The sequence below is a fragment of the Paenibacillus sp. T2-29 genome (assembly GCF_052921365.1).
On record NZ_JBREVE010000002.1, the window covers coordinates 670639 to 695226 of the forward strand.

The 24588-nt window shown below is 43.6% G+C and carries 23 protein-coding genes and 2 pseudogenes; 5 read left to right on the forward strand and 20 right to left on the reverse strand.

The annotated features are described in order from the left end of the window. Positions 1-25: 25 nt before the first annotated feature. Positions 26-1258, reverse strand: coding sequence for an ACP S-malonyltransferase (gene fabD / locus ACU1JV_RS08635; protein ID WP_413985650.1), 1233 nt, complete (start codon positions 1256-1258; stop codon positions 26-28). A 799-nt stretch (positions 1259-2057) separates the two neighbouring features. Next, complete coding sequence (locus tag ACU1JV_RS08640) at positions 2058-3077, reverse strand: WXG100 family type VII secretion target (protein WP_434954054.1); 1020 nt, start codon at positions 3075-3077, stop codon at positions 2058-2060. A gap of 198 nt (positions 3078-3275) precedes the next feature. On the opposite strand from ACU1JV_RS08640, the gene ACU1JV_RS08645 reads away from it, so the two are divergent. After that, a complete protein-coding gene (locus ACU1JV_RS08645) occupies positions 3276-4058 on the forward strand; it encodes a Cof-type HAD-IIB family hydrolase (protein ID WP_413985648.1) in 783 nt (260 codons plus the stop codon). Between the two features lie 88 nt (positions 4059-4146). Further along, positions 4147-4935, forward strand: a complete 789-nt coding sequence (locus tag ACU1JV_RS08650) for a formate/nitrite transporter family protein (protein WP_013369604.1) — start codon at positions 4147-4149, stop codon at positions 4933-4935. 90 nt (positions 4936-5025) lie between these two features. On the opposite strand, the gene ACU1JV_RS08655 is transcribed toward ACU1JV_RS08650, so the two are convergent. The 7 genes from ACU1JV_RS08655 to ACU1JV_RS08685 all read right to left on the reverse strand — a co-directional run bounded on the left by ACU1JV_RS08655 (position 5026) and on the right by ACU1JV_RS08685 (position 10812). Then, positions 5026-5271, reverse strand: coding sequence for an HPr family phosphocarrier protein (locus tag ACU1JV_RS08655; RefSeq protein ID WP_016819915.1), 246 nt, complete (start codon positions 5269-5271; stop codon positions 5026-5028). A 91-nt stretch (positions 5272-5362) separates the two neighbouring features. Continuing rightward, complete coding sequence (locus ACU1JV_RS08660; protein ID WP_413985647.1) at positions 5363-6148, reverse strand: DL-endopeptidase inhibitor IseA family protein; 786 nt, start codon at positions 6146-6148, stop codon at positions 5363-5365. Positions 6149-6259: 111 nt separating this feature from the next. After that, on the reverse strand, positions 6260-6493 hold the full coding sequence (locus ACU1JV_RS08665) for a hypothetical protein (RefSeq protein WP_013369600.1): 234 nt from the start codon (positions 6491-6493) through the stop codon (positions 6260-6262). 174 nt (positions 6494-6667) lie between these two features. After that, on the reverse strand, positions 6668-8533 hold the full coding sequence (locus ACU1JV_RS08670) for a rhamnogalacturonan lyase (protein WP_413985646.1): 1866 nt from the start codon (positions 8531-8533) through the stop codon (positions 6668-6670). Positions 8534-8689: 156 nt separating this feature from the next. Further along, a complete protein-coding gene (locus ACU1JV_RS08675) occupies positions 8690-9250 on the reverse strand; it encodes an SLOG family protein (protein ID WP_025679708.1) in 561 nt (186 codons plus the stop codon). A 145-nt stretch (positions 9251-9395) separates the two neighbouring features. After that, complete coding sequence (locus ACU1JV_RS08680) at positions 9396-9734, reverse strand: iron-sulfur cluster biosynthesis family protein (protein WP_107734970.1); 339 nt, start codon at positions 9732-9734, stop codon at positions 9396-9398. Positions 9735-9981: 247 nt separating this feature from the next. Beyond that, positions 9982-10812: a hypothetical protein gene (locus ACU1JV_RS08685; RefSeq protein ID WP_264216683.1), complete on the reverse strand. Its 831-nt coding sequence runs from the start codon at positions 10810-10812 to the stop codon at positions 9982-9984. Between the two features lie 75 nt (positions 10813-10887). On the opposite strand from ACU1JV_RS08685, the gene ACU1JV_RS08690 reads away from it, so the two are divergent. After that, positions 10888-11394, forward strand: a complete 507-nt coding sequence (locus ACU1JV_RS08690; RefSeq protein WP_413985645.1) for a hypothetical protein — start codon at positions 10888-10890, stop codon at positions 11392-11394. A gap of 169 nt (positions 11395-11563) precedes the next feature. Here the strand turns inward: ACU1JV_RS08690 and ACU1JV_RS08695 are convergent, their stop codons facing one another. Next, positions 11564-12043 carry a GNAT family N-acetyltransferase gene (locus ACU1JV_RS08695; protein WP_165082691.1) on the reverse strand — a complete coding sequence of 160 codons (480 nt, stop codon included), beginning with the start codon at positions 12041-12043 and terminating at the stop codon, positions 11564-11566. Positions 12044-12113: 70 nt separating this feature from the next. Beyond that, a pseudogene (locus ACU1JV_RS08700) lies at positions 12114-12335 on the reverse strand (IS5/IS1182 family transposase); the annotation flags it as partial. Positions 12336-12480: 145 nt separating this feature from the next. Here ACU1JV_RS08700 and ACU1JV_RS08705 point away from each other — a divergent pair. After that, positions 12481-12635: pseudogene (locus tag ACU1JV_RS08705) on the forward strand (cupin domain-containing protein); the annotation flags it as partial. A gap of 576 nt (positions 12636-13211) precedes the next feature. Here the strand turns inward: ACU1JV_RS08705 and ACU1JV_RS08710 are convergent. The 3 genes from ACU1JV_RS08710 to ACU1JV_RS08720 all read right to left on the reverse strand — a co-directional run bounded on the left by ACU1JV_RS08710 (position 13212) and on the right by ACU1JV_RS08720 (position 15125). Further along, positions 13212-14108, reverse strand: coding sequence for a TetR/AcrR family transcriptional regulator (locus tag ACU1JV_RS08710; RefSeq protein WP_165082695.1), 897 nt, complete (start codon positions 14106-14108; stop codon positions 13212-13214). A 153-nt stretch (positions 14109-14261) separates the two neighbouring features. Then, the gene (locus ACU1JV_RS08715; protein WP_040102041.1) at positions 14262-14540 is read right to left on the reverse strand and encodes a DUF1648 domain-containing protein; all 279 of its coding nucleotides are present in this window, start codon (positions 14538-14540) and stop codon (positions 14262-14264) included. A gap of 24 nt (positions 14541-14564) precedes the next feature. Then, positions 14565-15125 carry an MFS transporter gene (locus ACU1JV_RS08720; RefSeq protein WP_264216686.1) on the reverse strand — a complete coding sequence of 187 codons (561 nt, stop codon included), beginning with the start codon at positions 15123-15125 and terminating at the stop codon, positions 14565-14567. Positions 15126-15433: 308 nt separating this feature from the next. Here ACU1JV_RS08720 and ACU1JV_RS08725 point away from each other — a divergent pair, with 308 nt between their 5' ends. Further along, the gene (locus tag ACU1JV_RS08725; RefSeq protein ID WP_058829602.1) at positions 15434-16228 is read left to right on the forward strand and encodes a tyrosine-protein phosphatase; all 795 of its coding nucleotides are present in this window, start codon (positions 15434-15436) and stop codon (positions 16226-16228) included. 366 nt (positions 16229-16594) lie between these two features. Here the strand turns inward: ACU1JV_RS08725 and ACU1JV_RS08730 are convergent, their stop codons facing one another. The 6 genes from ACU1JV_RS08730 to ACU1JV_RS08755 all read right to left on the reverse strand — a co-directional run bounded on the left by ACU1JV_RS08730 (position 16595) and on the right by ACU1JV_RS08755 (position 24586). Next, positions 16595-16963 (reverse strand): RTX toxin, encoded by a 369-nt coding sequence (locus tag ACU1JV_RS08730; protein ID WP_413985644.1) that lies wholly within the window; start codon positions 16961-16963, stop codon positions 16595-16597. A gap of 221 nt (positions 16964-17184) precedes the next feature. Further along, complete coding sequence (locus ACU1JV_RS08735) at positions 17185-17784, reverse strand: S-layer homology domain-containing protein (protein WP_413985643.1); 600 nt, start codon at positions 17782-17784, stop codon at positions 17185-17187. 210 nt (positions 17785-17994) lie between these two features. Further along, positions 17995-19512, reverse strand: coding sequence for a glycoside hydrolase family 30 protein (locus ACU1JV_RS08740; protein WP_413985642.1), 1518 nt, complete (start codon positions 19510-19512; stop codon positions 17995-17997). A 177-nt stretch (positions 19513-19689) separates the two neighbouring features. Then, positions 19690-22419, reverse strand: a complete 2730-nt coding sequence (locus ACU1JV_RS08745; protein WP_413985641.1) for a glycoside hydrolase family 3 C-terminal domain-containing protein — start codon at positions 22417-22419, stop codon at positions 19690-19692. A 494-nt stretch (positions 22420-22913) separates the two neighbouring features. Then, positions 22914-23897, reverse strand: coding sequence for a Gfo/Idh/MocA family protein (locus ACU1JV_RS08750; RefSeq protein ID WP_413985640.1), 984 nt, complete (start codon positions 23895-23897; stop codon positions 22914-22916). A 194-nt stretch (positions 23898-24091) separates the two neighbouring features. Beyond that, entirely contained in the window at positions 24092-24586 is a 495-nt protein-coding gene (locus ACU1JV_RS08755; protein ID WP_058828993.1) for a GNAT family N-acetyltransferase, read from the reverse strand. Positions 24587-24588: the final 2 nt, after the last annotated feature.

Consider the following 24588-nt stretch of genomic DNA (forward strand, 5'->3'; position numbering starts at 1 on the left):
CTCCAACATCATTGATGAATCTTATTCAGAACATATTAAGAATCGTCTGTTGTTCTTGCTCGGGCACTTGCTTGGTAGTGAGAATAGTACGAATTAGCTCTAACACCTCTGTATTAACCGCATTATAAACGGTGTCATTTTTATGACTTTGAAGTTGAAGTTGATTGATCCGATTTCGAATCTGCTGACTAGGGTAAACAACCCCCTCCATATGTTGTTTGTAATCCCCATTTCGATTTCGTGCAATAAGCGCTGCTGCAAAGCCTTCCTCCAGACGCTCAAGTGTAACTTTGCGTGTACTTTGCTGCTTACTTAGCCACTTGTCCACCTCTTTTAAAGAAGAACTGGTATTAACAGAAAAAGTGGAGATACTCGGATATCTTTCTTTCATCAGCTGTCCAAGTACTTTTCTCGGACCTAATTCTAACGCAACGGTAATACCGTTCTGATATAAATAATCCATCGTATCTGTCCAGCGTACGGGGCTTATCATTTGCTTGTATAGCAAGTCATAAATCGAAAATTCATCATGTGGTAAGGCTGTTACATTGGAAACAACCGGCCACCTTCCCTTGTGTAGCGGGAATTTCTTTAGTTCTACGGCAAGCTTATCTGCTGCAGGCTTCATTAGAGTACTGTGAAAAGGCCCGCTTACTGTTAAATAGTTAACCTTACTATGTTCTAGACGTTTGATTTGCTCCACTATTCGAGCCATAGGTTCTGTATGTCCCGATAGCACGTACTGATTGTCCGAATTGTGACATGCAATAGATATAACATCACGATCCGTAGATATCTCTTGACATAAGCTCTCCAGAATAGAAGCAGAAACATTCGCAACAGCAACCATAGTCCCTACCCCGTTAGCTGTAGTCTGCTGCATGAGCATTCCTCGTTTTCTCACGATTTGAAGTCCATCTTGAAAAGAGAAAAAACCGCTGCACACCAATGCTGAATATTCTCCTAAACTATGCCCGGCCAACAGTTGAGGTTCCAGTTCCAGTATTTCTCTGCTAGCATAATATGCAGCAAGGCTGGCAGTAAGTAAGGCTGGCTGGGCATTCATGGTCTGAAGAAGCTCTTGGGAATCTCCCTCAAAACAAAGTTTTGAGAGTTTTACACCTAAAGTATCATCCGCTTCTTCGAATAAACGCTTTACCACATTAAAATTATCCCATAGTTCTTTACTCATTCCTACATATTGCGAACCCTGCCCAGGAAAAATAAAAGATACTTTATTCATCTGAAAACCATTCATCTGAAAACCTCTTCTCCAGTGAGCTTCCTGAATATGTGTACTTTTTAAATTTAACTTCTGTTGCAAGTTATAACCTTTGTAGTATTAAAGCAGAAATTTATGATCGACATAATTAATGAAAAAAGGAATTATTTTAAAACAAATTAAATCATATGTAATCACCGTGTACTAGCATTTAATCAGCTTGTATTAATAATTTATAAATCGTTATTCCAACCCATGTTCTACTCCTTTTACGAATTAAAATAACGATTTATTTCAACAAAGTCAATGAATAAGTCAACCTCCAAATGTTACATTTTTGTAAATAAAAAGTCGTAAAATGTATAATTTTGTTGATTGTCATTACATAAAGTCGTTTTCCTGAAAGAATAGCTCTTTTCATTATTTTCACTACATAAAAATAAATAAAATTAAATTATGCAATTGTTAAATATTTTTAAAAGATTGATATAAATACATTCTTATTACATTTTCTTATTTATCCAAATTATGATAATACAATCTTTTTTTGAAGCTTGATCTTAAGCTCAGATTACTCTACATTTGAAAAAAAAATTAAAGACACGATATGAGTCAGATGTCCTTTATTCCATAAAGTTACTGCTTAAATCATAAATACGATGTAACAATTAAATAACTCAAATATAATTTTAGAAATATGCGCACGAAAAAATCTACAGATTTTACCAACTGGTGAGTTTGCAGTCTTCCACTGCCGCTCGCTTAGTCTTGAAAAAGTCTGTAGATGTGATAGATATTGCTATTCGCTTTACTAAAATCATTTCCCACTCAAGTTCTAGTTATAATCCTCCCAATAGCGATACTTCATTTCATTTTCACCTTTGGTGACGATGATCATGTTCTCCACATGCCCAGTTTCTTTATTTGTTCGGTAGATCATGGTACGGGTTTCTCCCTCATCGGGGACAGAGAACAGCACCTTGTCACTGATCATGCCGCTACCAATGCCGACAACGTGTTCTCCCCAGCCGGAGGCTGCGCCCGAACCTGCTCCACTGACGCCAGTCCCGCGCGACAAAATAAGACCCATTCCATAACCGGTAACGGTCTGGGCCGTTTTACCTAGAGCGTGCTCTCCAGCTGATTGAGTATGCTTTTGGACCCAGTAATCGTATTTGTCCGTATTTTGCTCATAACTTATAATATTTCCTTTTTTATCTATAGATATATCCGTTTTGCTTCCGTCTTTACCTGTCAGTTCAGTGACGGCAACAAGGGAATCGGATGTGATCTTGGAGGTCACTCCTGTATTGTAATCTGTACGGATAACCGAGTCCTCGTATTGCAGCCGCAGGACATTCATCTGGTCGTGGATCTTCTGCATGACCTTCTTGTCGCCGATGGTCTCTGCGTTTTTCAATAGTTCCTCATATTGATGATATTTATCCGCGTCTGCCTGCTCCCACTCGTCTATATTTTGGGGTGAATCCACGATATCTCCAGTATGCTTTCCACCCTCTCCGCTGCCCGCCAGCGCTGCACTGGCGTTCATCGCTGCTGCCAAGGCTGACCAGAAGCCACGTGTGCTCCCACCATCCGCATTTCTAAACTTCAAAGCAATACTTTTTAGCTCAATTTCAATGGATTGAACCTTATTTAATATAGAAGAAAGCGTATATTTAGCTGTACGATAGTCATTATAAAAACGATTTCTCTCCATACCATCCCACTGGCTGTGAAGGTGGTTCATTGTGCTATCCAGACCGTTTAGCTGGTTATACAGTATGCCGTGGGCATTGGCAAATTGGGAGGCCACGTTATCCAGCTGCTCCGGTGTGACTTGGATTTTTGTCATGGTGATCACATCCCATCTTCGAAAATAGGAGATAGACATTATAGTTTACAGTAATCCTTATTTCATATTGTAAGCTATAGAAGTCGGACATTCATGAGGATTTATACGTATTTGTGTATTCAGAAGCAGTTCCTTTGATATAATGAATCCATATGAGTTTATTTCGACAATATATTATTGAAAGTCAGGTGTAAGGACATGTCAGATAAAAAAATTATTTTTTTCGATATCGACGGTACATTACTGGACGATGACAAGAAAATGCCGTTAACCACCAAAAAGGCTGTCTTTGCTTTGAAAGAGCAAGGACATGAGGTAGCCATCGCAACAGGACGTGCACCTTTTATGTTCAAGGATATCCGTGAGCAGCTAGAAATTGATTCCTACGTTAGCTTTAATGGGCAATATGTCGTGCTTCGTGGGGAAGTCGTCGCTACCAATCCGCTGAATCGAGAAGCCCTGCAAACGATGACCGATCTGGCACTCACCCATAATCATGCTCTCGTATATATGGATCATATGGACATGAAGGCCAATATTCCTAACGATGAGCTTGTAGAAAAATCGATCCAAACGCTTAAAGCCAAGATTTCAGTCGGATACGATCCGCTTTACTTCCAGGGAAGAGATATTTATCAGACGCTGTTGATGTGTACGGCAGAAGAAGAGCCTTACTATGAAGCGGTGTTCAAAGCATTTGACTTTGTACGCTGGCATCCAAGTTCAGTGGACGTTGTTCCTCACGCTGGCTCTAAAGCAAAGGGAATCCGCGAAATTACGTCCAGACTGGGCATTGCCGATGAGAATCAATACGCTTTTGGCGATGGATTAAACGATGTGGAGATGCTAACAACTATACATAACAGTGTCGCGATGGGGAACGGTTGTGATGAAGCCAAAGCCGCTGCTAAAATGGTCACAAAACGCGCAGATGAAGATGGAATTTTATACGGACTGCAAAAGCTTGGTTTATTAAGCTAACTGGATTGCTGACGGACTGGGCATGTTTCAGGAAAAATTAAGTCGGTTTAATGACTTAGATATGAGAAAATAGGAGGTTGTCGTTGGTATGGAAACGGAAGGCTTACGCAATGTCGAACAGCTAGCCCTGAAGAAATACAAAATTTACAAGCAAAGCCTGCTCCGGTATTTGGCGCGTTCCATGCTGGCGAGTATGTTTATCGGATTCGGCGTCATTGTCGCCTTCAAGACGGGCAACTTTTTTTACATGGAGCATTCTCCATTCACTTATCCCATGGCGGCGCTCACGTTCGGGGCAGCCATCATTCTGATCGCGTACGGCGGCGGGGATTTGTTTACTGGCAACACCTTCTATTATACCTATGCTGCACTCCGTAAAAAGCTGCGCTGGGGTCAGGTGCTGCGGCTATGGACTGCCAGCTATGGAGGCAACTTGTTAGGTGCTGGGGTTTTCGCACTCCTTATATACCTGACAGGGCTGTTTGACTCCTCCAGCGTGAACAGCTTTCTGCTGAGCGTGGTTGAGCATAAAATGGAAGCGCCTGCAATGCAGCTATTCTTCCGCGCTATTTTGTGTAATTGGCTGGTCTGCCTCGCCTTTTTTGTGCCGATGTTTATGAAAGAAAATGGTGCAAAGATGTTCGCTATGATGCTGTTTGTATTCTGCTTTTTCATTTCGGGATATGAGCATAGTATAGCTAATATGTGTACTTTCGCCATTGCGCTCGTGCTGGATCATCCGGGTACGGTCTCTGTCGCTGGCGTCATCCATAATCTCGTTCCGGTTACGCTTGGGAATCTGGTGGGTGGCGTGCTGCTTATGGGGGTTATGTACTATTCGGTCAATCTCCCGTTTTTGGACGAGGAGGAACACTAAAAAAGAAGCCGTGGAACCTAAGTTCCATGGCTTCTTTGCATTAATTTCGAAAAATTGCGTATGCAGTGTCTGCAGATGCTTCTTTGCTGTTTATTCTGCTTGAGCAGGAAAATGAATAAATTCCTCCAACTCCTTGAACAGCTTTTTGGGATTGACGTTGTCAGGTACAACCAGAGTTAGCGGCTCATCCAGCTTGAGCACATACATGCCTAAAATGGATTTGGCATCTGCCATGCCGCTTTTGCCATGAATCCAGATGTCATACGTATAATTGGATACGATTTGATTGATCTTCTCAATATCCTTAACGTTTTTTACCTTGATGGGTGTCATCATTGCACAGCACTCCCCTGCGTTGAATTGGGGCTTACGAAACAAGCCTTAACATCACTATACCCTATTTATAAAGAACGTTGCACAAACTTATTTAGAAAATGACATGCGGCGCGGAGCTGATCTTCCAGTAGCTACCGACCTTTTCAAAATTCACGGTGATTTTCTCGTTCGCCTGCTTGGTTTCTGCCGGATAAGGCACGGTCAGCAGGTAGCTGCGCTTCACCGGAGTCATGGTTATCATTTTCGCCGTAGCCCGGCTGAACTCTAGCAAATTGCCGCCATCTGCGTTCAACTGAGCTAATCTGCCGTTGACTTCAACGAAAAATTTGCCGACAAATTGCTCACTGGCCTGTTTCGTATAAGCCTGCGTTAGATAGTTGATTAATTTGGTCTTCGTACCGATGTCCTCGGACAAATAGCGGTAGCTTTTACCGTTCAACTGGAACGCTTGGCCCAACGATTTGCCACCGCTGATGGCATACTGATAACGAGACTGCGCCTCCAGCACAAGCGGAATCGCACTCTCATGGTTCAGCTTGTCCAGCTGGGTTGGATTCACGCTAGTAGCTGTAGCTGCGGCTGGCGCCGAAGTAGATGGCTGCTGCGGCTTGGACGGCTTGGCAGTCGATGGTACAGACGGAGCTGCCGCTGGTGCTACCGACGCGGATGGGCGCGATGCTGGTGCAGACGGAGCTGCTGGTGCAGACGGAGCTGCTGGTGCAGGCACCTGGGTCGGTACAGTTGCTGACGGACTAGCAACGTTCGGTTGCGCCGCATTCGCGGGACTGGTCACAGCGGGTGCAGCAGCGGCGACCTGTGCCGCGCTCAAAAGTGTGGCCGCAACACATAGTGCGGATAGTTTCGTATTTATTTTCATACTCAAATACACCTCCATAATCATATGTCTGCATAAACTGCACACGTTTCTATTATAAGAATTTCGGTGCTCGATTAGGTTGCTAAATTGTTTCTATTTGCCTTTTTTTGTTCATTCTGCACGAAGTTTGTCCGTATTTGCCGGGAGCGTAGGTTCTGACCGTTTCTTCTGCTTTGCCTCGATCTCTTCCAAGGATCGTGACATTTGCTTCACAGAACGGTCCAGCTGCTCCAATCTACGGTTAAGGGTGACGAGAATGTATTTTAACAGAATCAGGCTTAATGCTGCAGGGAATCCGACATTAGTTACGAGCTCGATCATGCTTTCAGTCGTTAAAGAACTCACAGATCCCGCCTCCTTTATATACACATATATTACCTTTGTAGGAGCTAGCGTTCCCATTTATATGGAAAACATACGTTCCCCTCTGCACCCATACCAAAAAGAGCCCCGATTAGCATGGAGCCCTTTCTGATTATATTCATTTAACCAGCATTCAACCCACTACCGAGCTGCATATCAAGGAGTGTATATGTTCGGCTGCGGGGGCTTGGACATCCCTTCTCCCAGATAAAATCCGGTGTGCGGGGGCTGATTATAGGCTACGTTTTGCCAGGCCACACTCAGGCGATACACCGGATCATGCATAAGCGTGTAGAATCGGTGTTCTGACTCGTAAGGTGTTGTGTAGATACGCAGCGCCGAATTATCACTTTTGCGCCAAATGACTTCCTCCCGCCAGTCACCGAACAGATCAGCCTGCAACGACGGTGTTCCTTTGGTTCCGTTATTGGAACTCGTCCCTGTGGCCGTAAGCAAGTTGGAAGTCGTCGAGTTCGTATAGTTCCACTTGTCGATTTTACCAGCGCTTGAGGAGGTATGATCCAGCAGTTCACGGAGCAGATCCCCATCCCACCAGATACCAAAATTAATAGAAGACGGCGTCGTGTTGGTAATGAGCTGCCCCTGGGCTGAACGTAATCCGATGCCTGGTGCCCATTGCTCATTCCCCTTCGTACGCGGATCAATGTCTGCCGACATACCTCGTCCGGTATCCTTGCCTGTTTTTACGCCCCATAAAATGTTGCCATTGCGCGGATCGTACATGGCTGCTCCGTAGGTGGCATTTTTATCCTCGTTCACCTTAAATACTTCATATCCTGAACGGTCCGGGTCCAAATCCCCGACATGAAGCGCATCTCCATGTCCCATTCCCGTGTTAGCCAGCTTCGCTCCGTTATCGTCTACAACCAGTGAGCCATACACGATCTCATCCTTATCATCTCCATCCACATCTGCCACACTCAAACTGTGATTCCCCTGTCCAGCCGTCCCGGCATTGGTGGAGCTGTTGCTGTCAAAGGTCCAGCGGCGGCTTAGATTGCCGTTCCGCCAATCATATGCGACTAGAACGGTACGCGTGTAGTAACCACGTGCCATTACTATGCTGGGTCTCACGCCATCCAGATAAGCAACCCCGGCGAGAAAACGATCCACACGGTTACCATAATTATCTCCCCAGCTGGACACCGTTCCGCGCGGTGGCACATAGTCAATCGTACTAAGAGCCTTGCCTGTATCACCTGAGAACACAGTTAGAAACTCGGGGCCCTTCAAAATATATCCACTCGTGTTGCGATGATCAGCCGAAGCGTCGCCAATCTTTACACCTGTACCATCTACCGTGCCGTCTGCTGTCTTACATACGACCTCTGCTTTACCATCTCCATCAAAATCATAGACGAGAAATTGCGTATAGTGTGCACCAGCCCGAATGTTCCGTCCCAGATCGATTCGCCATTTGCGTGTTCCATCGAGCTCATATCCGTCCAAAAATACATTTCCCGTATACCCGGATTGCGAATTATCCTTAGAATTGGAAGGGTCCCATTTCAGCACAATCTCATACTCGCCATCCCCATCAAGATCCCCCACACTGGCATCATTGGCATTATACGTGTAGTTCACATGATCCGGGGTTGTACCTCCCGCAGGCTGCTGTATGGGAACGTCCAGATAGTTGCTGTTCCATGCCTTTACCGCTGGAGAAGCGGCCTGCTCTGCTCCGTTAACCACGGCACGAACGGTATACGAAGATGATGTCGTACCTGCCTTGTCCAGAAAGTTGGTTCTCGATGTAATCGGCGCATCGTTCACCTTGCTTGCCCCTCTGTACAGATTGAAGCCAACCGAATCCGTTTCCGTACCCAATAAACGCCAGCTCACCAGTACACCCTCTGGTACCTTCACTGCGACAGTTCCCCTGTTCAGCTTCTCCATTTGCCTTGTAGAGGCAGCTGAGATTGGGCTATCCATCGGAGTGACCAGTCCACACAACATGACACCGAGACAGAGCAATACAGCATGCCGAAACCTTTTGTTCATCTGATCATTAGCTCCTTTCATGGTTTGTATTTTCAATAAATTTATTTTATCTGACTGATAAGTTATTGTTGTTTAAATCTTATGATAGCGCTTACATAAATGTAAAGGGACGAATTCGTCCTTTTTGTTCAAAAATCCGGGCTAATACTTTAAAAATCAGAGGTCCATGAATAATCGTTCCTCGTCAGCTATACTTTGGATATCCTCTGAGCTAATACTGATATATTGGTAGCCTTCTGCCTGTTGTTTTTTCAATGCCAGTTCCTTCATAAAACGTGGGCTACCCTCTCCGGCATCCTCGTCATACACAAGCAATAAACCGTCTGTTTTGCGGAAAAGGAGTTCATCCCGTGCCTTGAGTTGCCATATTCCCTGATACGGCTGGCGGCTAACCACTCCCACATAGTCAACTTCGGCACAAATCTGCTGAAAATATTCCTTTTTATCCTCCTTCCATTTTTCCTCCATATTTTGATAAGCCATCATAATAGAGCATTTTAGGTCGGGGTATTGCTGTTTTAATGCAATGACGACCTCGCAAGCCCACAAGTCCACCCCGTATTGGCCGGGGGTAATCACCCATTCCAGCCCATCTTCGATCAGGGGAATCAGCCTGCTTGTAATCGCCTTTTTAATGTATGGAATGCCTTCGTGCTTTTGACTGAAAATATTCAGCTCATGGGCACGATAGCCAGAAACGAGCAAGTTTTTCATCATCTCATCGTCCTTCTGAAATTATCATAAAAGTTATTGTAAAAGCGAACCTCTGCCCTATGGGCTAAAGAAGGTTCGTCTTTTGGGAATTTAGTATTCAATCAAAATTACTTTATGATGCTTAATGAATTCCTATCAAGCCCGCATATCACCCCTTGGAGTTTACACGCCGATCTTGAATTCTAACATTGCTACTCAACACACCAGCATCGCTACTTATTTTGAACGACGGGTAACTAGGATCTGCCTCTAGCCGCATTTTGCTATCGAACTGCTGCTCCTGCTGCCGATCTACCCAAAAAGAATAAGAATCGGACTGAACTGCTATATCGGTTGCATTCGGTGCATCGATCACCAAGATAACAAGTACGCCGTTGCATCCACAATCTTCTGTATCATAAAACAACTTGAACATGCCTGGCCGTCCTGAAAGGACCATCGCTAGCCTTTCAACCGACAAGGAATCCAACTCTAAATGTATACTCATGAAATGAACTCTCTCCTTTGTAATTGAGATGTTTGGACATATTTGGACTCAACAACTTCAAAAAGTCTAAATATAAACTATATTTTCATTATAATCATCTCAAAACTTTAAGTACAAGGAGATCATTAATGATGGCATTTATAAAAGAGACCGTTTGTTTCTTCGCGGAGATTCTGCTGAATGCATATCTCTAACTTGGTTCCTTTGTGCCCAACGATTCAAATCCACCCTTACATTTGTATTTGTATTAATTTGTTTGGTATTTATCAAGTTTGAACCATTTTTGAAATTCACTCTGGCTAATTTTTTTAACAGATTTCACCTTTTTTCTGTCCATGGAGTATCTGTATAATTTCTTTTGATCAGATGGATACTCACTTATATAGTCTAAACTTTTTCCATCTTTATGCCATAAAATCAGGCCAGTGCTAATATAATCCGTTTCTCTAGGAAGATATATAAAGCCATCCTTCTTCGTATTATAAATGGCTAGGGAGCTGCTTGATGTATCACCGAACGAAAAGACAATTTGATCTTCTTTTGGTGACCAATTATAAGCAGTAATGGATTCTACATTTTTTTTGCCTTTAGCCTTTAATAGATCATTTACAATGGTAGATTTTCCGGTTGTAAGATTGATTAGTAATAACGTATCGCCTGCACTACGCTGTGCCTGTATAGCCAACCATGTATTAGAAGGAGATAATACTGCACTCGATATATCACGCAGTTTATCATTATATCCATCTGTTTTAAGGGTGTAACTCTTTTCTCCTTTTTTGATCGTTATGGATGTAATGACACTTTTCTCAGAACTCGGAACATTTTCCAGCTCGACTTTTTTTGCCAATAACGTAATGTTTTTTTCCTTCCACATTACTTGATCTGGAGTCTCGTTCTTTTTAAACTTAGTTATGGACTGATATACAGATGGATTTACAGTATTAACTGAACTTTGAACATAGGTATTAGGCTGTAATGTACTATTAGCGTTAGTGATAGAAAAGCCACTTATACTTCCCACCAACACTATACTCGACAGGAAAGCAATAGCGTATTTTAATCTTAGATTTTTCATTTTAATGCTCCTTTGCAAAAAGTTTATTGTTCTTAGGAGTCGTTATTGAAAGAGAAAGGATAGGTGAATCTAAATATGAACAAACCTGCTCAATTTATTTCTATTCTTATACTTTCTATAAGTGTAAGTGTGTTTGCTGGTTGTGGAAAGCAGGAGACAACAGGAACCTCCACTAATGAAACAGTACCGGCAGCCTCAGAATCAGCAATTCAAGAAGGACCAGAGTTATCAACCGCACACCAAAGCTTGGACGAGATCAAATGGAATGAAATTAAAGATCCACTAATTGAGTATGGAATGATAACGAAACTCAAAGCGGCAATATCCGCCTTCGTATCAAACGATTTGGATCAATTCCATGCTGCCCTCAGTCCAAGGGTTGGAACAGCTCACGATTATCTCTTCGACTATCCGGTGAAGTTTACTGGTATTGCTGAAGCTCTACAAGAAAATGATCGGGTATTGGTTCCCATTGTAGGCGAACGACTTAATAAAGAAGAAGGCTTCTCTCCCGATATACGGTATACCTTCTATTTTGAAAAGGATAAAGATAGTGTATGGACAATTGTTTCCATTGACTGATTAATCATTCGAATCGAAGAGAAGACGTACTGATAAAATCAGAGCGTCTTCTCTTCTTTAAAATTTATTTGAATAAGTTCTGCAGCAAGAAGCGTACACAAGAAAACCAGCTAATGTTTGTCATGAGGGTCCACTTGTACAGGGAAAATAAAACATTAGACTGGCACACCTAACTTTGAAAAGCTTTTATATACCAAGCATCCATAGCAGAGTGTTCAGAACCTGGTAGAGGTTCATGTAAAAGTGTAAATCCAAACTTTTCATATAATAAACATGCAGTTTTTAATTCATGCATTGTTTCTAAATAGCATTTTTCATAATGTTTAGAGGCAAAAGACGAAGCTGTTTCCATAAGTTTCTTGGAAAGCCCTAAACCTTGAGCTTTTGGACTTAAGTATAGCTTTTGTAATTCGCAAACTTTATCATGTTCGTTAAACGGTGCTATACCAATTCCACCAACAATCTCTCCTTCCATTTCTACTACCCAATAGTTCGCATGTTTTAAATTATTATAGTATTGGTATAGGTCATTAAGTTGAGGGTCAAAATAAGCTGTTCCAGGAATCGCTAATCCAAGTGATTTTAATGAATCTTGTATAATTTCTTTTACTTTTGCATTGTCTTCTTTTTTCATTTCTCGAATAACCATATACGATCTCCTTCAATTAAATCTAAAATTCGGGAGCATACTGCCGGTAGTCCTTTCGGTCTGTGGTTCAGTATTTCAGTTCGTGATTCGCCGGACAAACGAACATACTTCGCTCGGCGTCAAAGGTGAATTTCCACTTTGGAAACAATCCTTGCTTGGGATGAAATCTCCGGTGAGCAATCACCGCAAAGGTCTTCCAGCTTTGAAGTCCTTTGCAAATTGACGTTGTTAAATAACCCGAATCAAGTGCTACGGCTTCGACCTTAAATTCAAAGCGTTTTTGCTGGCGGTCAAAAGCGACAAATAGGGCACGTATCCAAAGAAAACACTTTATTTTCTTTCAACACAACTAACATACTAATAGAAAAACACGCCAAGGACATGGTCGTGTTTCTCTAAAAACTGAACGGTATGATCGTTTAATATGGTATATTTTTTGTGACTATGCACTGATGTTACCTGTTGGTAAATGGAATAATGTAACTAAACAGGAAATACAACTCTTGAAATATATGTTATCTACGCACCGCCTGAGCATCCATTTGGTACAGTTCATCAAACAAAAGAAATGGCCATGTCTACTGAGAGATAGATAAATCCAATTAATTAGACATTTGCACATAAGATGGGGATGAGGTGATTCAATTGTTTAGCTCAAATACGATAGACACTGCACGAATTTAGGGAGATCATGATCTTGCTGTCATGATCAACAAATTCAGCTGGCCTATCCCGGATTTCCACGAACGACGGTAGCCCATACGAAACATCGGTAGCCGTATCGAACTATCGGCTGACGTATCCCCCTATGTCAGAACAAGGAAGAAACCTTCTCTGAAAACATGTTTGTACCAAACTATGCCATGCATGAAGGACTTCCAGTTCTGCTAACGAGAAAACGGAACTCCCACCTGTTGTCTTACGTTTTTTGATGGAACACCAGAAAATGAACGCCTATCTTGTTGGTTCGAAATCAACCATTTCCCGTGAAGTAGAGGCGGAGTGGGACAGTTTTCTTGACGGGTTTTTTATTCCCCTAAAACCACCTAGTTCTCCCCCGGCTATCATCATCTTAAAACACCTATTAAAATAGGCCGCCCAAATTTTGGGTTGACCTAATAATACGAAATCATACTTGAGAGAAAACCGCCTTTTACTCATATCGAAATCAATCTTTAATAAGAAGCTCGCCTAGCCGCTGTTGCAACTGGTGGGCATAGAACGATAGTTCTGCTTCAGCGGCCAAATCCCGCAGCAATGCCTGGATCAAAAACGATCTAGGTGCCTTATTTTCCAACTCTTCCTCAAGCAACACGGTCACTTGCTGAAGTTCCTTCTTTCTGGCATTTGGGATATATAGATCAGGAATGATCGACAAGATCGCTTGAAACAAAACGGAAATCCTCGCTGAGCTTGTCGGGACAAGTGACTCTAAATCCACTTCCTCATACTCTTTCATGAACTCATAGGTTAGCAGAGGCTGAGGTGAACATTTACTCAAACCTTGAACCAAATCATCCATACGTTCCGCGATAAATCCTGCTATTTTTTCGACGGTGATTGGTTTGTAGGCAAATAGCAGATGAAAAGTATACTCCCGGATCATGCCGCTAAACATGGCAGTTACGTCCCATTTCCAATCCAATATGGCAGAGCCGTATTGGCGCATCAGCAGGTTTTGGTAATAGCTGAACATCTGAATCTGAATCTGATGAATGAGGGTAGAGATGTTGTCGTTGCTCGCCGAGGGAAATTCATTGTAATCTCGGGAAATATAGTAGCCGTGACGGCCAAAAAATTGGAATAAACCCATAATTTCGGCCAGATACGTTTCCCGACGCGGTAATGCCATTTCCCGAATTCGCTCCACCTCATCCATCATGTACTGCTGGCGTTGCTTCAATATACTGACGAACAACTCTTCCTTGGACTCAAAAAATTTATACAAGGAACCTTTGGCGATACTGCAATCGTCGGCGATATCCTGAATTGAGGTTGCTCTATAGCCTTTCTCCATAAAAAGGCGGATAGCAGATTGGACGATTTTTTCCTTTATTAAACTCATGCTTATGTCTCCTTATCACTTGTTACGGACAGATGTGATTTTTTCAAAGTTCCTTGATCAAGTATAGCCAATATCCAGCGAGCAAAAAAGAAGGCGTCGTGCCAAAATGAGGTGTCCGGTCCACTCCATGGTACTCAGTAAAAGCGTTCTCCCTTACATTAGAGCGATACATAGCATACAAATATGGAGTAAGACCAGCACATAAATAAGCCTCACAACAGTGTCAAGCCAATTTCGGATTATGAGCAACACGGTCATCAAGGCTGGAAAACCAAAAAGACCGCCCCATCGACTGACGAACCTGTCGGCTTGTCCATTCATGAAATGAACAGGGATCTCCAGAGGAGCAGACCAGACCACTATCATGGCGGCAAGCCACGCAAGCACCGTGACAAAAACGGGAGTTTTAGGATGAAAGAGAATCTTAATCAATGCGTTGCCTCCTTTTGTTCTATCTTATTTGGGAGTAGTAAGCCAGAAAGTCCAGTGCCAGTCTACGAATTCACCCAACCGGCCGGATAGTACCATACTTAGCGCGGGAGCGAGAAGCATTGGAATCCCAAGTAAACTGATGATTGCCCCTCGCTTGTCAGGTGAAGCAAGGGGATATAGCATGGCCATTCCAATCGGGGAAACCATGTCTCCCCCTAAACCTTGAATGATCCGAAAAAAAATCAGTTGTCCAGAATTTTGCGCGAATGCAGATAATATGGAACCTAACATGAATAATCCAATAGAACAAAGAAACACCTTCCTAGCACCGCATTTGTCCGAAAGCCATCCTGCCAACGGAATGACCGCAGAAAGTGAAAGTGTATAGGCGTTTACCGACCATTGAGTGGTCTGGAGCGAAACACCAAATTCCTGAACCCAGGTCGCGAGGGCCAGGTTAAGAGCTGTGCTGTTCAAAATCACCATAAACGTCCCAATGACGATCGCAAGCGTTGGTAAAAAATATAGACGGAATATAAATGACCCTTCCTTAGAAGATTCGTCAATAACTGCATGATGAGACATATACAAATACCTGCTTTCTCTAGAAATGAACGAAGGTTGAGGACTAAGCTAAGCCTGCTTCAGTCTAGCCCGTCAAGATCCTATTCGACCAATTAGTTTTATTAAAAACTTTTTGGTTTTCAATTCATCATATCCTTGAGAGCCAGGTGTGTCAATCCTCGATATAAAAAGATTTATTCGGATTATGAACTATTAGTTCTTTACAAAACTAAATAGTCAAAATAAGATAAATGTCAGGGGTCGAAATATACAGCATTGATTTAGTCATGAAAAAACAGGGATTTATAAATGAACGGAAGGAAAAGAATATGCAAAAAAACAATCATGAGCACACCGCTGCACTCTATTTTGATGGCTTGACCAACTTCAGGGATTTCGGAGGCTATGCCACCACGGATGGGAAGAGAGTAAGAAAGGGAATCCTGTTCCGCTCCGACGAATTGTCAAAGTTATCGAGAGCCGACATGGCACGAATGGATCAAATCGGCCTTAAGCTGATTTGCGACTTAAGAACGGAAACGGAGCAGAAATCGAACAAGAGCCGCATGCTGAATCAGGGAGTCGAAGTAAAGAATTTGGCCATGCAGGATAAAAGTCAGGAATTTACCCGTCTCGAATTTATAAGGTATTTAATTAGACATGGCAAGGATATCGATTTTGAGCAAACGATGAAAGACATGTATGATCATATGGGAACTGGCTCTAAGTCTACGTTACAGAAACTTTTCACTCTGTTGTCCGAAAAAGAGAAGTTTCCTGTCCTGATTCATTGCACTGGGGGCAAGGATCGAACTGGATTCATCGTGGCGATTATTCAGCTGTTTCTGGGAATTCCCTACGAAAGCGTGCTTGAGGACTACTTGCATTCCAATATATGCATCGGGCCACGTATGAAAAAAGCCGAGAAAATGATCCGACTGATGAGCTTTTACCGAGTGCCTGCAGAGCGAATCAGGCCCATGCTGGAGGTGAAGCGTGATTATCTGGAGGACGTGCTACAGGGAATTATGAGCCGGCATGCGAACATTGAAGGATACTTGAAAAACGAATGCGGCGTTTCGCAGCAGCACCTGGAACGCTTCAAAGAGCTCGCTCTAGAGTAACGAAATTGAAGTTACCTTGTCCAATCTACTATGGGGTATTCTGGTATTTAACCGAGGACTGATCAAGGGAAACTATATGTACATTCACCGATGGAAGATAAAATTGACTCTATACTTAACTATAATGTTTATAATTGGTGACGCGAAACAACAAGAAAAGATTTAGTGAGGGGATTTTAAATGATATACGTGGCGTGAGAGCTGTAAGACGGAACATCTCCTGCAGAGGAAATGAGCCTTTGTCCGGGAATGCTCGAAGGCAAGCTTGATGAAAGAATTGTTTCTGGGAACACGGTCGGAGATGAGGAATTTGTCTCCCAACTGGCTTTCACTACAAAGAGTAGAGGTCTCAGACAATATACACAATTAAAGTGTATGCCTGCCCACATATTGATAAGTACCCTTCGGGTAAACAAGCCACTCATCTTGCTGATTAAAAACGAGCGAGCCGCATGTTATACCTTGTTTACGGACAAATGTCCCGCCTTGAGGAAACAATTGATCCTGCGAATGAGGCTCTCCAAGCACATCTACCACAGTTCCATGATATTTTAGTACATATGCGACCGTATTAAATTCGCTTGGGTTATAGAAATGACCCTCTTGATTAAAACAGGAAACATTTGTAACATCCATAAAATCGTAAAAGATGCTGTTTATGATCAGATACGGTATTAATGGATTAACCGGATATAGCGCTATGCTGGACACGTTCATGCGGTTCGTATTTTTCATGAATTGGTGAACCTCCAGCTCATATCCTTCTATTTTATGAGAGAGGTCACATTCTCGGTTGTAAAACAATTACAGCACGATGCGACCGTCTCCACCATCGACATATTGTGAAAAGAACAAAAGAAATACCTCCTGTGGTTCCTGATAAACCTGGAATATAGTCGCTCTGCCAGGCGGTACCACTAAATACAACGTGAATGTCCAACTTTGTAACATCTTAATTACGTCAAAGTTGAGCTATAAGTAGAGCCAGTGACTGTATAGGTGAAAAACACGCTCGCTCTACCACCTTTTCCATCCTCTGCTGTCACAAACACCTGTGTGCTTCCTGCTGATTTGGGCTTTAACGTAAGCTGTTGACTTGCTACTTCTGCTTCTACTACGTATACATCTGAAGTGATCACATAATACGATAGCTCATCCTGATCACCACCAAAAAATACATTTTTTAAATCCACTAGTGTATCTCCAGAACCTACAATGCCATATTGATCGGGAGGAACTGTGGCTGTGACAGGTACATGGTTAGGTGTGGGTGTGGACGTTGGTGTTGGATTCGTTGTAGAACTGCCACCGCCGCAATGCGTCAGTGGTTCATCTGGGCGAAATGAGCCATCCGGATAATCAGTGATCAGCCCTTGCTTCACAGCCTCCTGTACTGCCTGTAACGCCTCGGACGACATATTTTTGGATTGATCGGTAAAAGATACTGTATTCGCTTTAGTCATAATTGCTGATGTGTCCCCTTTCTTTTCCACATGAACAAAGCTGTGGTCCCATGCTATACCTGCCAGCAACGTCTCGATAGCGCTTTCTACCATTCTTTATTTGTTCTTAATTCACCAGTTTCTCCCCGTACGTGGTTCATTCTTTTGTTAGGAAAAGATCTTATCATCCACTTCTGAACCGATTCTGAACAATCTTAAAATTTTATTTATTCGTAGTTGGAACTTGGTAGAGAAAAAAAGAGCACTTAACCAGATAGGGCTAAGCACTCTAAAATTTTTATAAACATGGATGTACAGGCCCTCTCAGGAAGTTGTAGGCTTCCATTGAAAGGTAGCTGCTGACTTAGATGGAAGGGTTGATTTGAAAACTTGATTCCCCTGCCGAACCTTAAATGTCTTTGTGTTCTCTCCCGTATTGGCGGCAATCAGGATCAGCGTACCGTCGGGGTTACGATAAGCGACCGTTTCAATACTTCCACTATAATGAGTAGAATCAATACGTACTGCACCAGGACGGACAAATTTGCTGGCATGTCCAATCGCATAATATTCTACATTTTTCGTAACGGCACCGCTTAACGGGTCGATGGTCACTACACCTCTACAGTTGGTACATCCACCATTGGTCGGACCGCCGGACGGGTCAAGTGCAATATTCCAAAAGAGGATATTTTGCGACCAGTTTCGGGGTGCGCCAATAATCAGCGTGGACATATCCCAGCTTAAATCATCTCCAAAGCCCGGACTCCATGCCCCTCCGCTGCATTCTGTCATATAAACAGGCTTATCCGGAAAAGCATTGCGCACGTCTGACATCGCTGTCGGCTCTCCTTTGTAGCAATGAAAGGCCGTTCCGTGCGTGTAGCTTCGAGCCTGTTCGTCTCCCAGCACGGTCTTGGCATATTCACTCCCAGTATCCCAGTTATGGTCAAAGGCAATAATATGGGTAGACAAATCGTTTCGACTTAAAGCAGGGCCTAAATATTGCTTAATAAATTTCGCCTGCTCTACTGCTCCCATACTCATGCTGGGATACTTGGACGTGGTGAATTCCGGCTCATTTTGAATGGAAATCGCCTGAATGGGAATCCCCTCATTCGCATAGGCCTGTATATAACGAACAAAATAGTCAGCATACGCCTGATAGACACGCGGATCGGTATAGTCCAAATACCAACCGTTATATATCTGCTCACCATATTTCATCCAGGGCGGGGCCGTCCATGGAGTCCCCATAATCCGTAAATCCTGGTTTCTTCTCAGAATTTGCTTCAGCACATCGATCACATCCCGATCCTTGGCAATGGAGAAATGATTTAGCTCATAGTCCTTGCCTGTGGCCACATCATCGTAGGTATAGTTGCTAGGCTGTCCCTGTTCATCCACTGAATAATCTGATGCTCCAATGGTATGGCGAATATAGCTTAATTGAATACCGCCGGCTGTAAACAAGTCATTTAGCAACTGATCACGCTGATTGGCAGACATGCCATGATTCATCAGATATGCGGACGAACCGGAAACTGCTGCGCCAAACCCTTCCATCGTCTGGTAACGAATATCTGGTCTAATCTCAACCGTCAGTGTATCCGCATTCGCTGCAACTTCGTTACTGTTGTCTTTTCTCCATGGGATTGGGGCTTGCTGTGTCAGACGATTCGCCGGGTCTGGTGTGGTTAGCCACATACTGACATTCCTTTCGCCTGCCGTGTTCACACCATTCTGCATAGCCAGACTGATCAGAATAGCACCAATCAAGATGATAGCTGCAACTATAAGCAGGAAGAAGTCAGAACGTCGTTGTTTTGGGAGTTTCTTCATCTAAGGTCCTCCTCTCTCCATAATCAGACTGTCCCCTATATTTCCTTCTATTTCAGCTTTCACTTGGGTTTCCCTTTGCATACCTACTGAATGTTACATATCTATAGCAAAAAGAGAGCCGGTGCTAGTGCCCGCGCTCTCTTGAAATTTAACCACTTTAAAAGGAATATAACGGGATTACTTTTTTGCCTTTTCTGTAGAGGCTGCCGGAATCGTAACACTTCCTGTCAGTCTTGTATCCTGAGAGGAGCTGCCTACATAAATCGGAACTTCACCAGATGGCATAACCCATGCTTTGGATTTTTCATCCCAATAAGAGAGAGCTTTCGGGTCGAGCTCAATGCGAACCTTCTTCTCTTGGCCCGGCTTTAACTCTACCTTGGCCCAACCTGCCAATTGACGTGATGGAGTCTCTACATTGGTCGGAAGCTTACCGCTGTATACCTGCACAACCTCAGCTCCGGCTGTTTTGCCAGTGTTTTTTAATTTAAGCGAAACCTCGACAGAACTTGTACGATCGGATTTCTTTCCACTCGCATGCTGTTTTACCTTCAAATCACTGTACCCGAAAGTTGTATAGGATAAACCGTGTCCAAAGGAAAATGCAGGTTGAATACCCGATTTCTCATATCCACGGTAGCCTACAAAAATACCGTCTGAATAGTCACCGACTCCATTGACACCCGGAAATTTCTCCGGTGAGGATACAGGTGTAGACTGCTCGTTAACCGGGAAGGTTACTGGCAGCTTGCCAGAAGGATTCACATCCCCAAACAAGACGCGCGCAATGGCATTCCCTTGCTCTTGACCAGCAAACCATGCCTGTACGATCGCTGGAACTTTGTCCTGCCAGGTGTCCATTTGCACAGCTCTGCCGCTCATTTGTACCACAATGGTTTTCGGGTTGGTAGCGGCAACCGCACGGATCAGCCGATCCTGATTGTTCGGCAGCTCCATATCGGAACGCTCCACATAGCCTTCACTCTCATACGTACGTGTGACCACAATCGCAACATCCGATTTTTTAGCCAGCTTTACAGCATTATCAATCAGCTTGTCTGTCGTATCTGCCGGAGGCTCCCAGCCCAGACGAACCATACCACCAGAATCGCGACCATTCGTTGGATAATCGGCACGATATTCAATTCGTATCTTATGCTTTTCCCCCGCTTTGAGCGAGATGTTTTTCTTCGTTGTTCCCAGCTTCGTACCTTGATTATCTACAAATAGCTTGTCATCAAGATACAGCTTGCTTGATCCCAAACTGGTTAATGACAATGCATAGTCACCATCCTTGGGAGCTGCAATGGCCCCTGTCCAGCGTGCAGATATCAAACCATTTAGTGTTGTTGGGGTATTAGGAACTTTAGGGGACTTCGCATTGAAGCCCTGATAATTATAAAAGCCAAGATTCATATTGACTTGATCATCATTACGCACAAGAACCGGATTGCCTTCCATCTTGTTATTCGTCCAGTATTCGCCTCGCAGTCCCTGCTCAGCATCGCCATAAGTCGCATATCCAACACTGACATTCTCTTTCTGATCGGATGTGGTCAGCAACGAAGACGGAACAGCTGATGGACCTGGCATAATGTCTCCCGCAGAAATAGGGTCCGTGCCCGGTGCATACTTGACGGTAACTCCTTTGCCTACACGATTACGGATGCCTTCCAGCGGACTCACCGTGTACGTCGGGTTTACCAACGAACTACCTCCGCCTGCCACTGTGCCGCTATCTGCATCTGGACCAATCACAGCAATGGATTTGAGTTTATCTTGAGATAACGGTAATACGTTGTTTTTATTCTGAAGCAGTACCATACTTTCCTCAGCCAATTGACGGGCTGTTTTACCATGGTCACGGGCATCAATTTGATTATTTTGAGCCGGGTGATCAAACAAACCTTTACTGAACATTTGCATCAGAATGCGCTTAGCCTTATCATCAATCGTTTGTTCACTTACCTTGCCATTCTTGACAGCATCCAGCAGCTGGTCTCCCCATTTACCATAAGGTGTTCCGGGTGTTTCCAGGTCCAAGCCGCTATTTGCCGATTCGACTGTACTCAGATTTGCGCCATAATCACTCATCACGAAGCCTTTGAATTGCATTTCCTTTTTCAAAAGGTCTGTCAGGATGGTCTTGTTCTCACATGCCGATTCGCCGTTGACCTTGTTAAAGGAGCACATAGCTCCGCCCAAGTCTGCCTTGGCAATAGCCTCCTGAAACGGGCGTATGTAAATTTCATGTAGCGCACGGTCACTGACTTTGACATTTGTCGTGAAACGCTCCGTCTCCTGATTATTCATAAGGTAATGTTTCGCAGTCGCCAAGACAGGGTGGCTTTGCACACCTTTGACATAAGCGGTCGCCATTTGCGATTGCAGTAGCGGGTCCTCGCCCATAGATTCAAAGTTCCTCGATCCCCATGGAATACGGGCAATATCCATCCCCGGTCCAAGCACCACATTATGAGTCGTATTAAAAGCCTCGTCTCCAATCAAATCTCCATACTGTTTGGCAGCCTGGGTATCCCACGTTGCAGCCAATGCAATAGGGGCCGGCAACGCAGTTGATTGCTTGTCCTGCACATCCGGATTGGCGATCCGAACACCCGCAGGTCCATCTGCCATCTTTAACGCCGGAATACCCAACCGTTCCATCGAATTATTATAAAATCCATAATAATTGTTGACCTTACCAGTCACCAGATCTATTTTTTCTTCCAGCGTCATTTCTTGTAACAGCAATGCTGTCCGTTTCTCAGCCGACAGGGATGTGTTCATCCAAGGTCGATCTGTCCGGCTTCCTGCCGCTCCTGCAATATGCATAGGTCCGATCACAACAGCCGCAATGACTGTCATCATCACCATACGGAACAACCATGTTGATTTTACTTTCACGTTTGTAATTCCTCCTTGATGTTTGGTCATGAGGTGAATGCCTATTCAACGCTCACAGGCTTGCAAAGGCTCTCGACCCTGCGAGCTCCAACAAGAATCCAGAGCCACGGGGTAAGCAAGCAAGTCAGCAAAAACCGCAATGGCTCAAGTGACACGTTTACCACCCTACCGCACATTTTCGGAAATTTCATTAAAAGTTTTTGGAAGAAGAATACTAGGACCTTCATTCTTTCTCGTATAAAGAGAGCGCTAACAATTCAGTTAACTGATTATAAGATTACACTTTTGTAACTTTTTAATGACTGTTTTTTAACTATTTATAATCCTAAAAAATGATTCATATGTCCCACGCTTTGACATGCATCTATGATCTTTTTTAGCGTGCGACCAAAGCCTCTATTTTAGGAAATTGGAAATACTTATGTATAAAAAAGAAAGGATAATAAAAAACAGAGACCTGAAAGGTCCCTGGAGGCAATGTGGATTCAATGTGATTATTCAAATGGATAACGGAGCCCCCACTGTGAACGAATTTGATCCATCAATTTCATAATTCCTAATGATTCATCCAAAGAAATAGTAGAACTTTCGAGTAAACCTTCGTTCAAGCAGCGCCCGACTTCTTCTGCTTCAAAGGCATAGCCTGTAGAGGAGCGGTCATCCTGAAATTTCTGTGCCTCTTCACCGTCCACAACTAAAGTAGCCGATGTACTATTCAAGAATGACGGAATATGGATATAGCCCTTGGTTCCATGGATATAAGCCTCATTCGTCAGCCCGAGACGAACCGCCCCGTTAAGCATAGCCGTGCGTCCTTTTCCATAATCCAGCATGATCGAAAATGTCTCATCAACGCCCGTTTCCCCGATATGGGCGGTACTCCATACATGCTCTGGCTCGGGGCCAAAGATCATCGAAGCAAAAGAAACGGGGTAAATTCCTGCATCTAATAATGCGCCTCCGCCCAGCTCGGGATTCAATAATCTTCCCTCTGGGTTCCAGTCTATACGAAAGCCGAATTCCGCCTTCACCAACTTCACTTCGCCAATACGTCCCTCATGTATCCACTCCCGCACTTGGCGAATCGGTGGCAAAAAACGTGTCCACATTGCTTCCATCAGGAATAGTTTATGATCACGCGCATAGCTGACTAGTTCCTCCAGCTCTTTGCTGTTGACGGTGAAGGGTTTCTCACACAAGACGGCTTTGCCCGCTCGAAGAGCCGCTAGAACATTCTCTTTATGAAAAGGATGAGGGGTTCCAATGTAAATCGCATCGACTTCGGAATCTTGCACTAATTCCTCATAGCTACCGTATGCCTGTGCTATTTGATGTTTGGTTGCAAATTCGGTAGCGCTTTCAATATTGCGTGATCCAACGGCGTATCCTTCTCCACTCGTAACATGCTGCAAATCAGCAACAAACTGATCTGAGATCCATCCCGTACCGACAATTCCCCATTTTATCTTTTTGCTCATACTTGTATCCCTCCCAGTTGTATAGTTAACGTAGACTTACACGATCTTCTTCATTCTAGCAAACACCTGCCCTAAACAAAAGAAATTCCTGTTCGCCGACAGTTTGTATTGCAGCTCGGCAGAAAGGCAGCGAGGCGAGCACGAAGTCAGTTTTGAGCAGGAATTTCCTTCAGGATCGTCTTGGTTCAGGCTATTTATTGAATGGTGTATTTGTAAAACTTTTTATCCACTTTCATAACTGGAAAGCCCATTGGCAATTCATCAGGAGCAATACTAACAAATCCATTCTTCTCATAAAATCGATGAGCTGCAACGAATTGCGGTGTTGTTCCAAGATAGATTCCTTCAACAGACCGTTTCTTGGCCCATTCTATGGCATGCTGTAGTAATTGATTCGAAACATTAAAGGCTTTGCCTCTATAGTTTTGTTTTACAAACATCTTTCTGAGTGCTGTCTTATGGCTTCCGATATCTAGCAAGGCAACCGTTCCTACTACGCTTCCTCCGCGAAGAGCCACCCAGAAGTTACCGTTGCCATGCTGATAAAAGTTTTCAATGTCAAGCAGATCAGGCTGATCTTCTTTAGTGATGGCGATATTATATTCGTTTTGTTGAATATGTAAAATTAAATCGACAACTTGCGATTGATACTCAGTTGCGTACTCCTTTAAAAGGATGCTATTTACCATCG

What these genes read in the sequence shown, in the direction of transcription:
- fabD (WP_413985650.1), bottom strand. Translation starts at nt 1,258, where the DNA reads ATGAATGGTTTTCAGATGAATAAAGTATCTTTTATTTTTCCTGGGCAG.
- ACU1JV_RS08640 (WP_434954054.1), bottom strand. Translation starts at nt 3,077, where the DNA reads ATGACAAAAATCCAAGTCACACCGGAGCAGCTGGATAACGTGGCCTCC.
- ACU1JV_RS08645 (WP_413985648.1), top strand. Translation starts at nt 3,276, where the DNA reads ATGTCAGATAAAAAAATTATTTTTTTCGATATCGACGGTACATTACTG.
- ACU1JV_RS08650 (WP_013369604.1), top strand. Translation starts at nt 4,147, where the DNA reads ATGGAAACGGAAGGCTTACGCAATGTCGAACAGCTAGCCCTGAAGAAA.
- ACU1JV_RS08655 (WP_016819915.1), bottom strand. Translation starts at nt 5,271, where the DNA reads ATGATGACACCCATCAAGGTAAAAAACGTTAAGGATATTGAGAAGATC.
- ACU1JV_RS08660 (WP_413985647.1), bottom strand. Translation starts at nt 6,148, where the DNA reads ATGAAAATAAATACGAAACTATCCGCACTATGTGTTGCGGCCACACTT.
- ACU1JV_RS08670 (WP_413985646.1), bottom strand. Translation starts at nt 8,533, where the DNA reads ATGAACAAAAGGTTTCGGCATGCTGTATTGCTCTGTCTCGGTGTCATG.
- ACU1JV_RS08675 (WP_025679708.1), bottom strand. Translation starts at nt 9,250, where the DNA reads ATGATGAAAAACTTGCTCGTTTCTGGCTATCGTGCCCATGAGCTGAAT.
- ACU1JV_RS08680 (WP_107734970.1), bottom strand. Translation starts at nt 9,734, where the DNA reads ATGAGTATACATTTAGAGTTGGATTCCTTGTCGGTTGAAAGGCTAGCG.
- ACU1JV_RS08685 (WP_264216683.1), bottom strand. Translation starts at nt 10,812, where the DNA reads ATGAAAAATCTAAGATTAAAATACGCTATTGCTTTCCTGTCGAGTATA.
- ACU1JV_RS08690 (WP_413985645.1), top strand. Translation starts at nt 10,888, where the DNA reads ATGAACAAACCTGCTCAATTTATTTCTATTCTTATACTTTCTATAAGT.
- ACU1JV_RS08695 (WP_165082691.1), bottom strand. Translation starts at nt 12,043, where the DNA reads ATGGTTATTCGAGAAATGAAAAAAGAAGACAATGCAAAAGTAAAAGAA.
- ACU1JV_RS08710 (WP_165082695.1), bottom strand. Translation starts at nt 14,108, where the DNA reads ATGAGTTTAATAAAGGAAAAAATCGTCCAATCTGCTATCCGCCTTTTT.
- ACU1JV_RS08720 (WP_264216686.1), bottom strand. Translation starts at nt 15,125, where the DNA reads ATGTCTCATCATGCAGTTATTGACGAATCTTCTAAGGAAGGGTCATTT.
- ACU1JV_RS08725 (WP_058829602.1), top strand. Translation starts at nt 15,434, where the DNA reads ATGCAAAAAAACAATCATGAGCACACCGCTGCACTCTATTTTGATGGC.
- ACU1JV_RS08730 (WP_413985644.1), bottom strand. Translation starts at nt 16,963, where the DNA reads ATGAAAAATACGAACCGCATGAACGTGTCCAGCATAGCGCTATATCCG.
- ACU1JV_RS08735 (WP_413985643.1), bottom strand. Translation starts at nt 17,784, where the DNA reads ATGGTAGAAAGCGCTATCGAGACGTTGCTGGCAGGTATAGCATGGGAC.
- ACU1JV_RS08740 (WP_413985642.1), bottom strand. Translation starts at nt 19,512, where the DNA reads ATGAAGAAACTCCCAAAACAACGACGTTCTGACTTCTTCCTGCTTATA.
- ACU1JV_RS08750 (WP_413985640.1), bottom strand. Translation starts at nt 23,897, where the DNA reads ATGAGCAAAAAGATAAAATGGGGAATTGTCGGTACGGGATGGATCTCA.
- ACU1JV_RS08755 (WP_058828993.1), bottom strand. Translation starts at nt 24,586, where the DNA reads ATGGTAAATAGCATCCTTTTAAAGGAGTACGCAACTGAGTATCAATCG.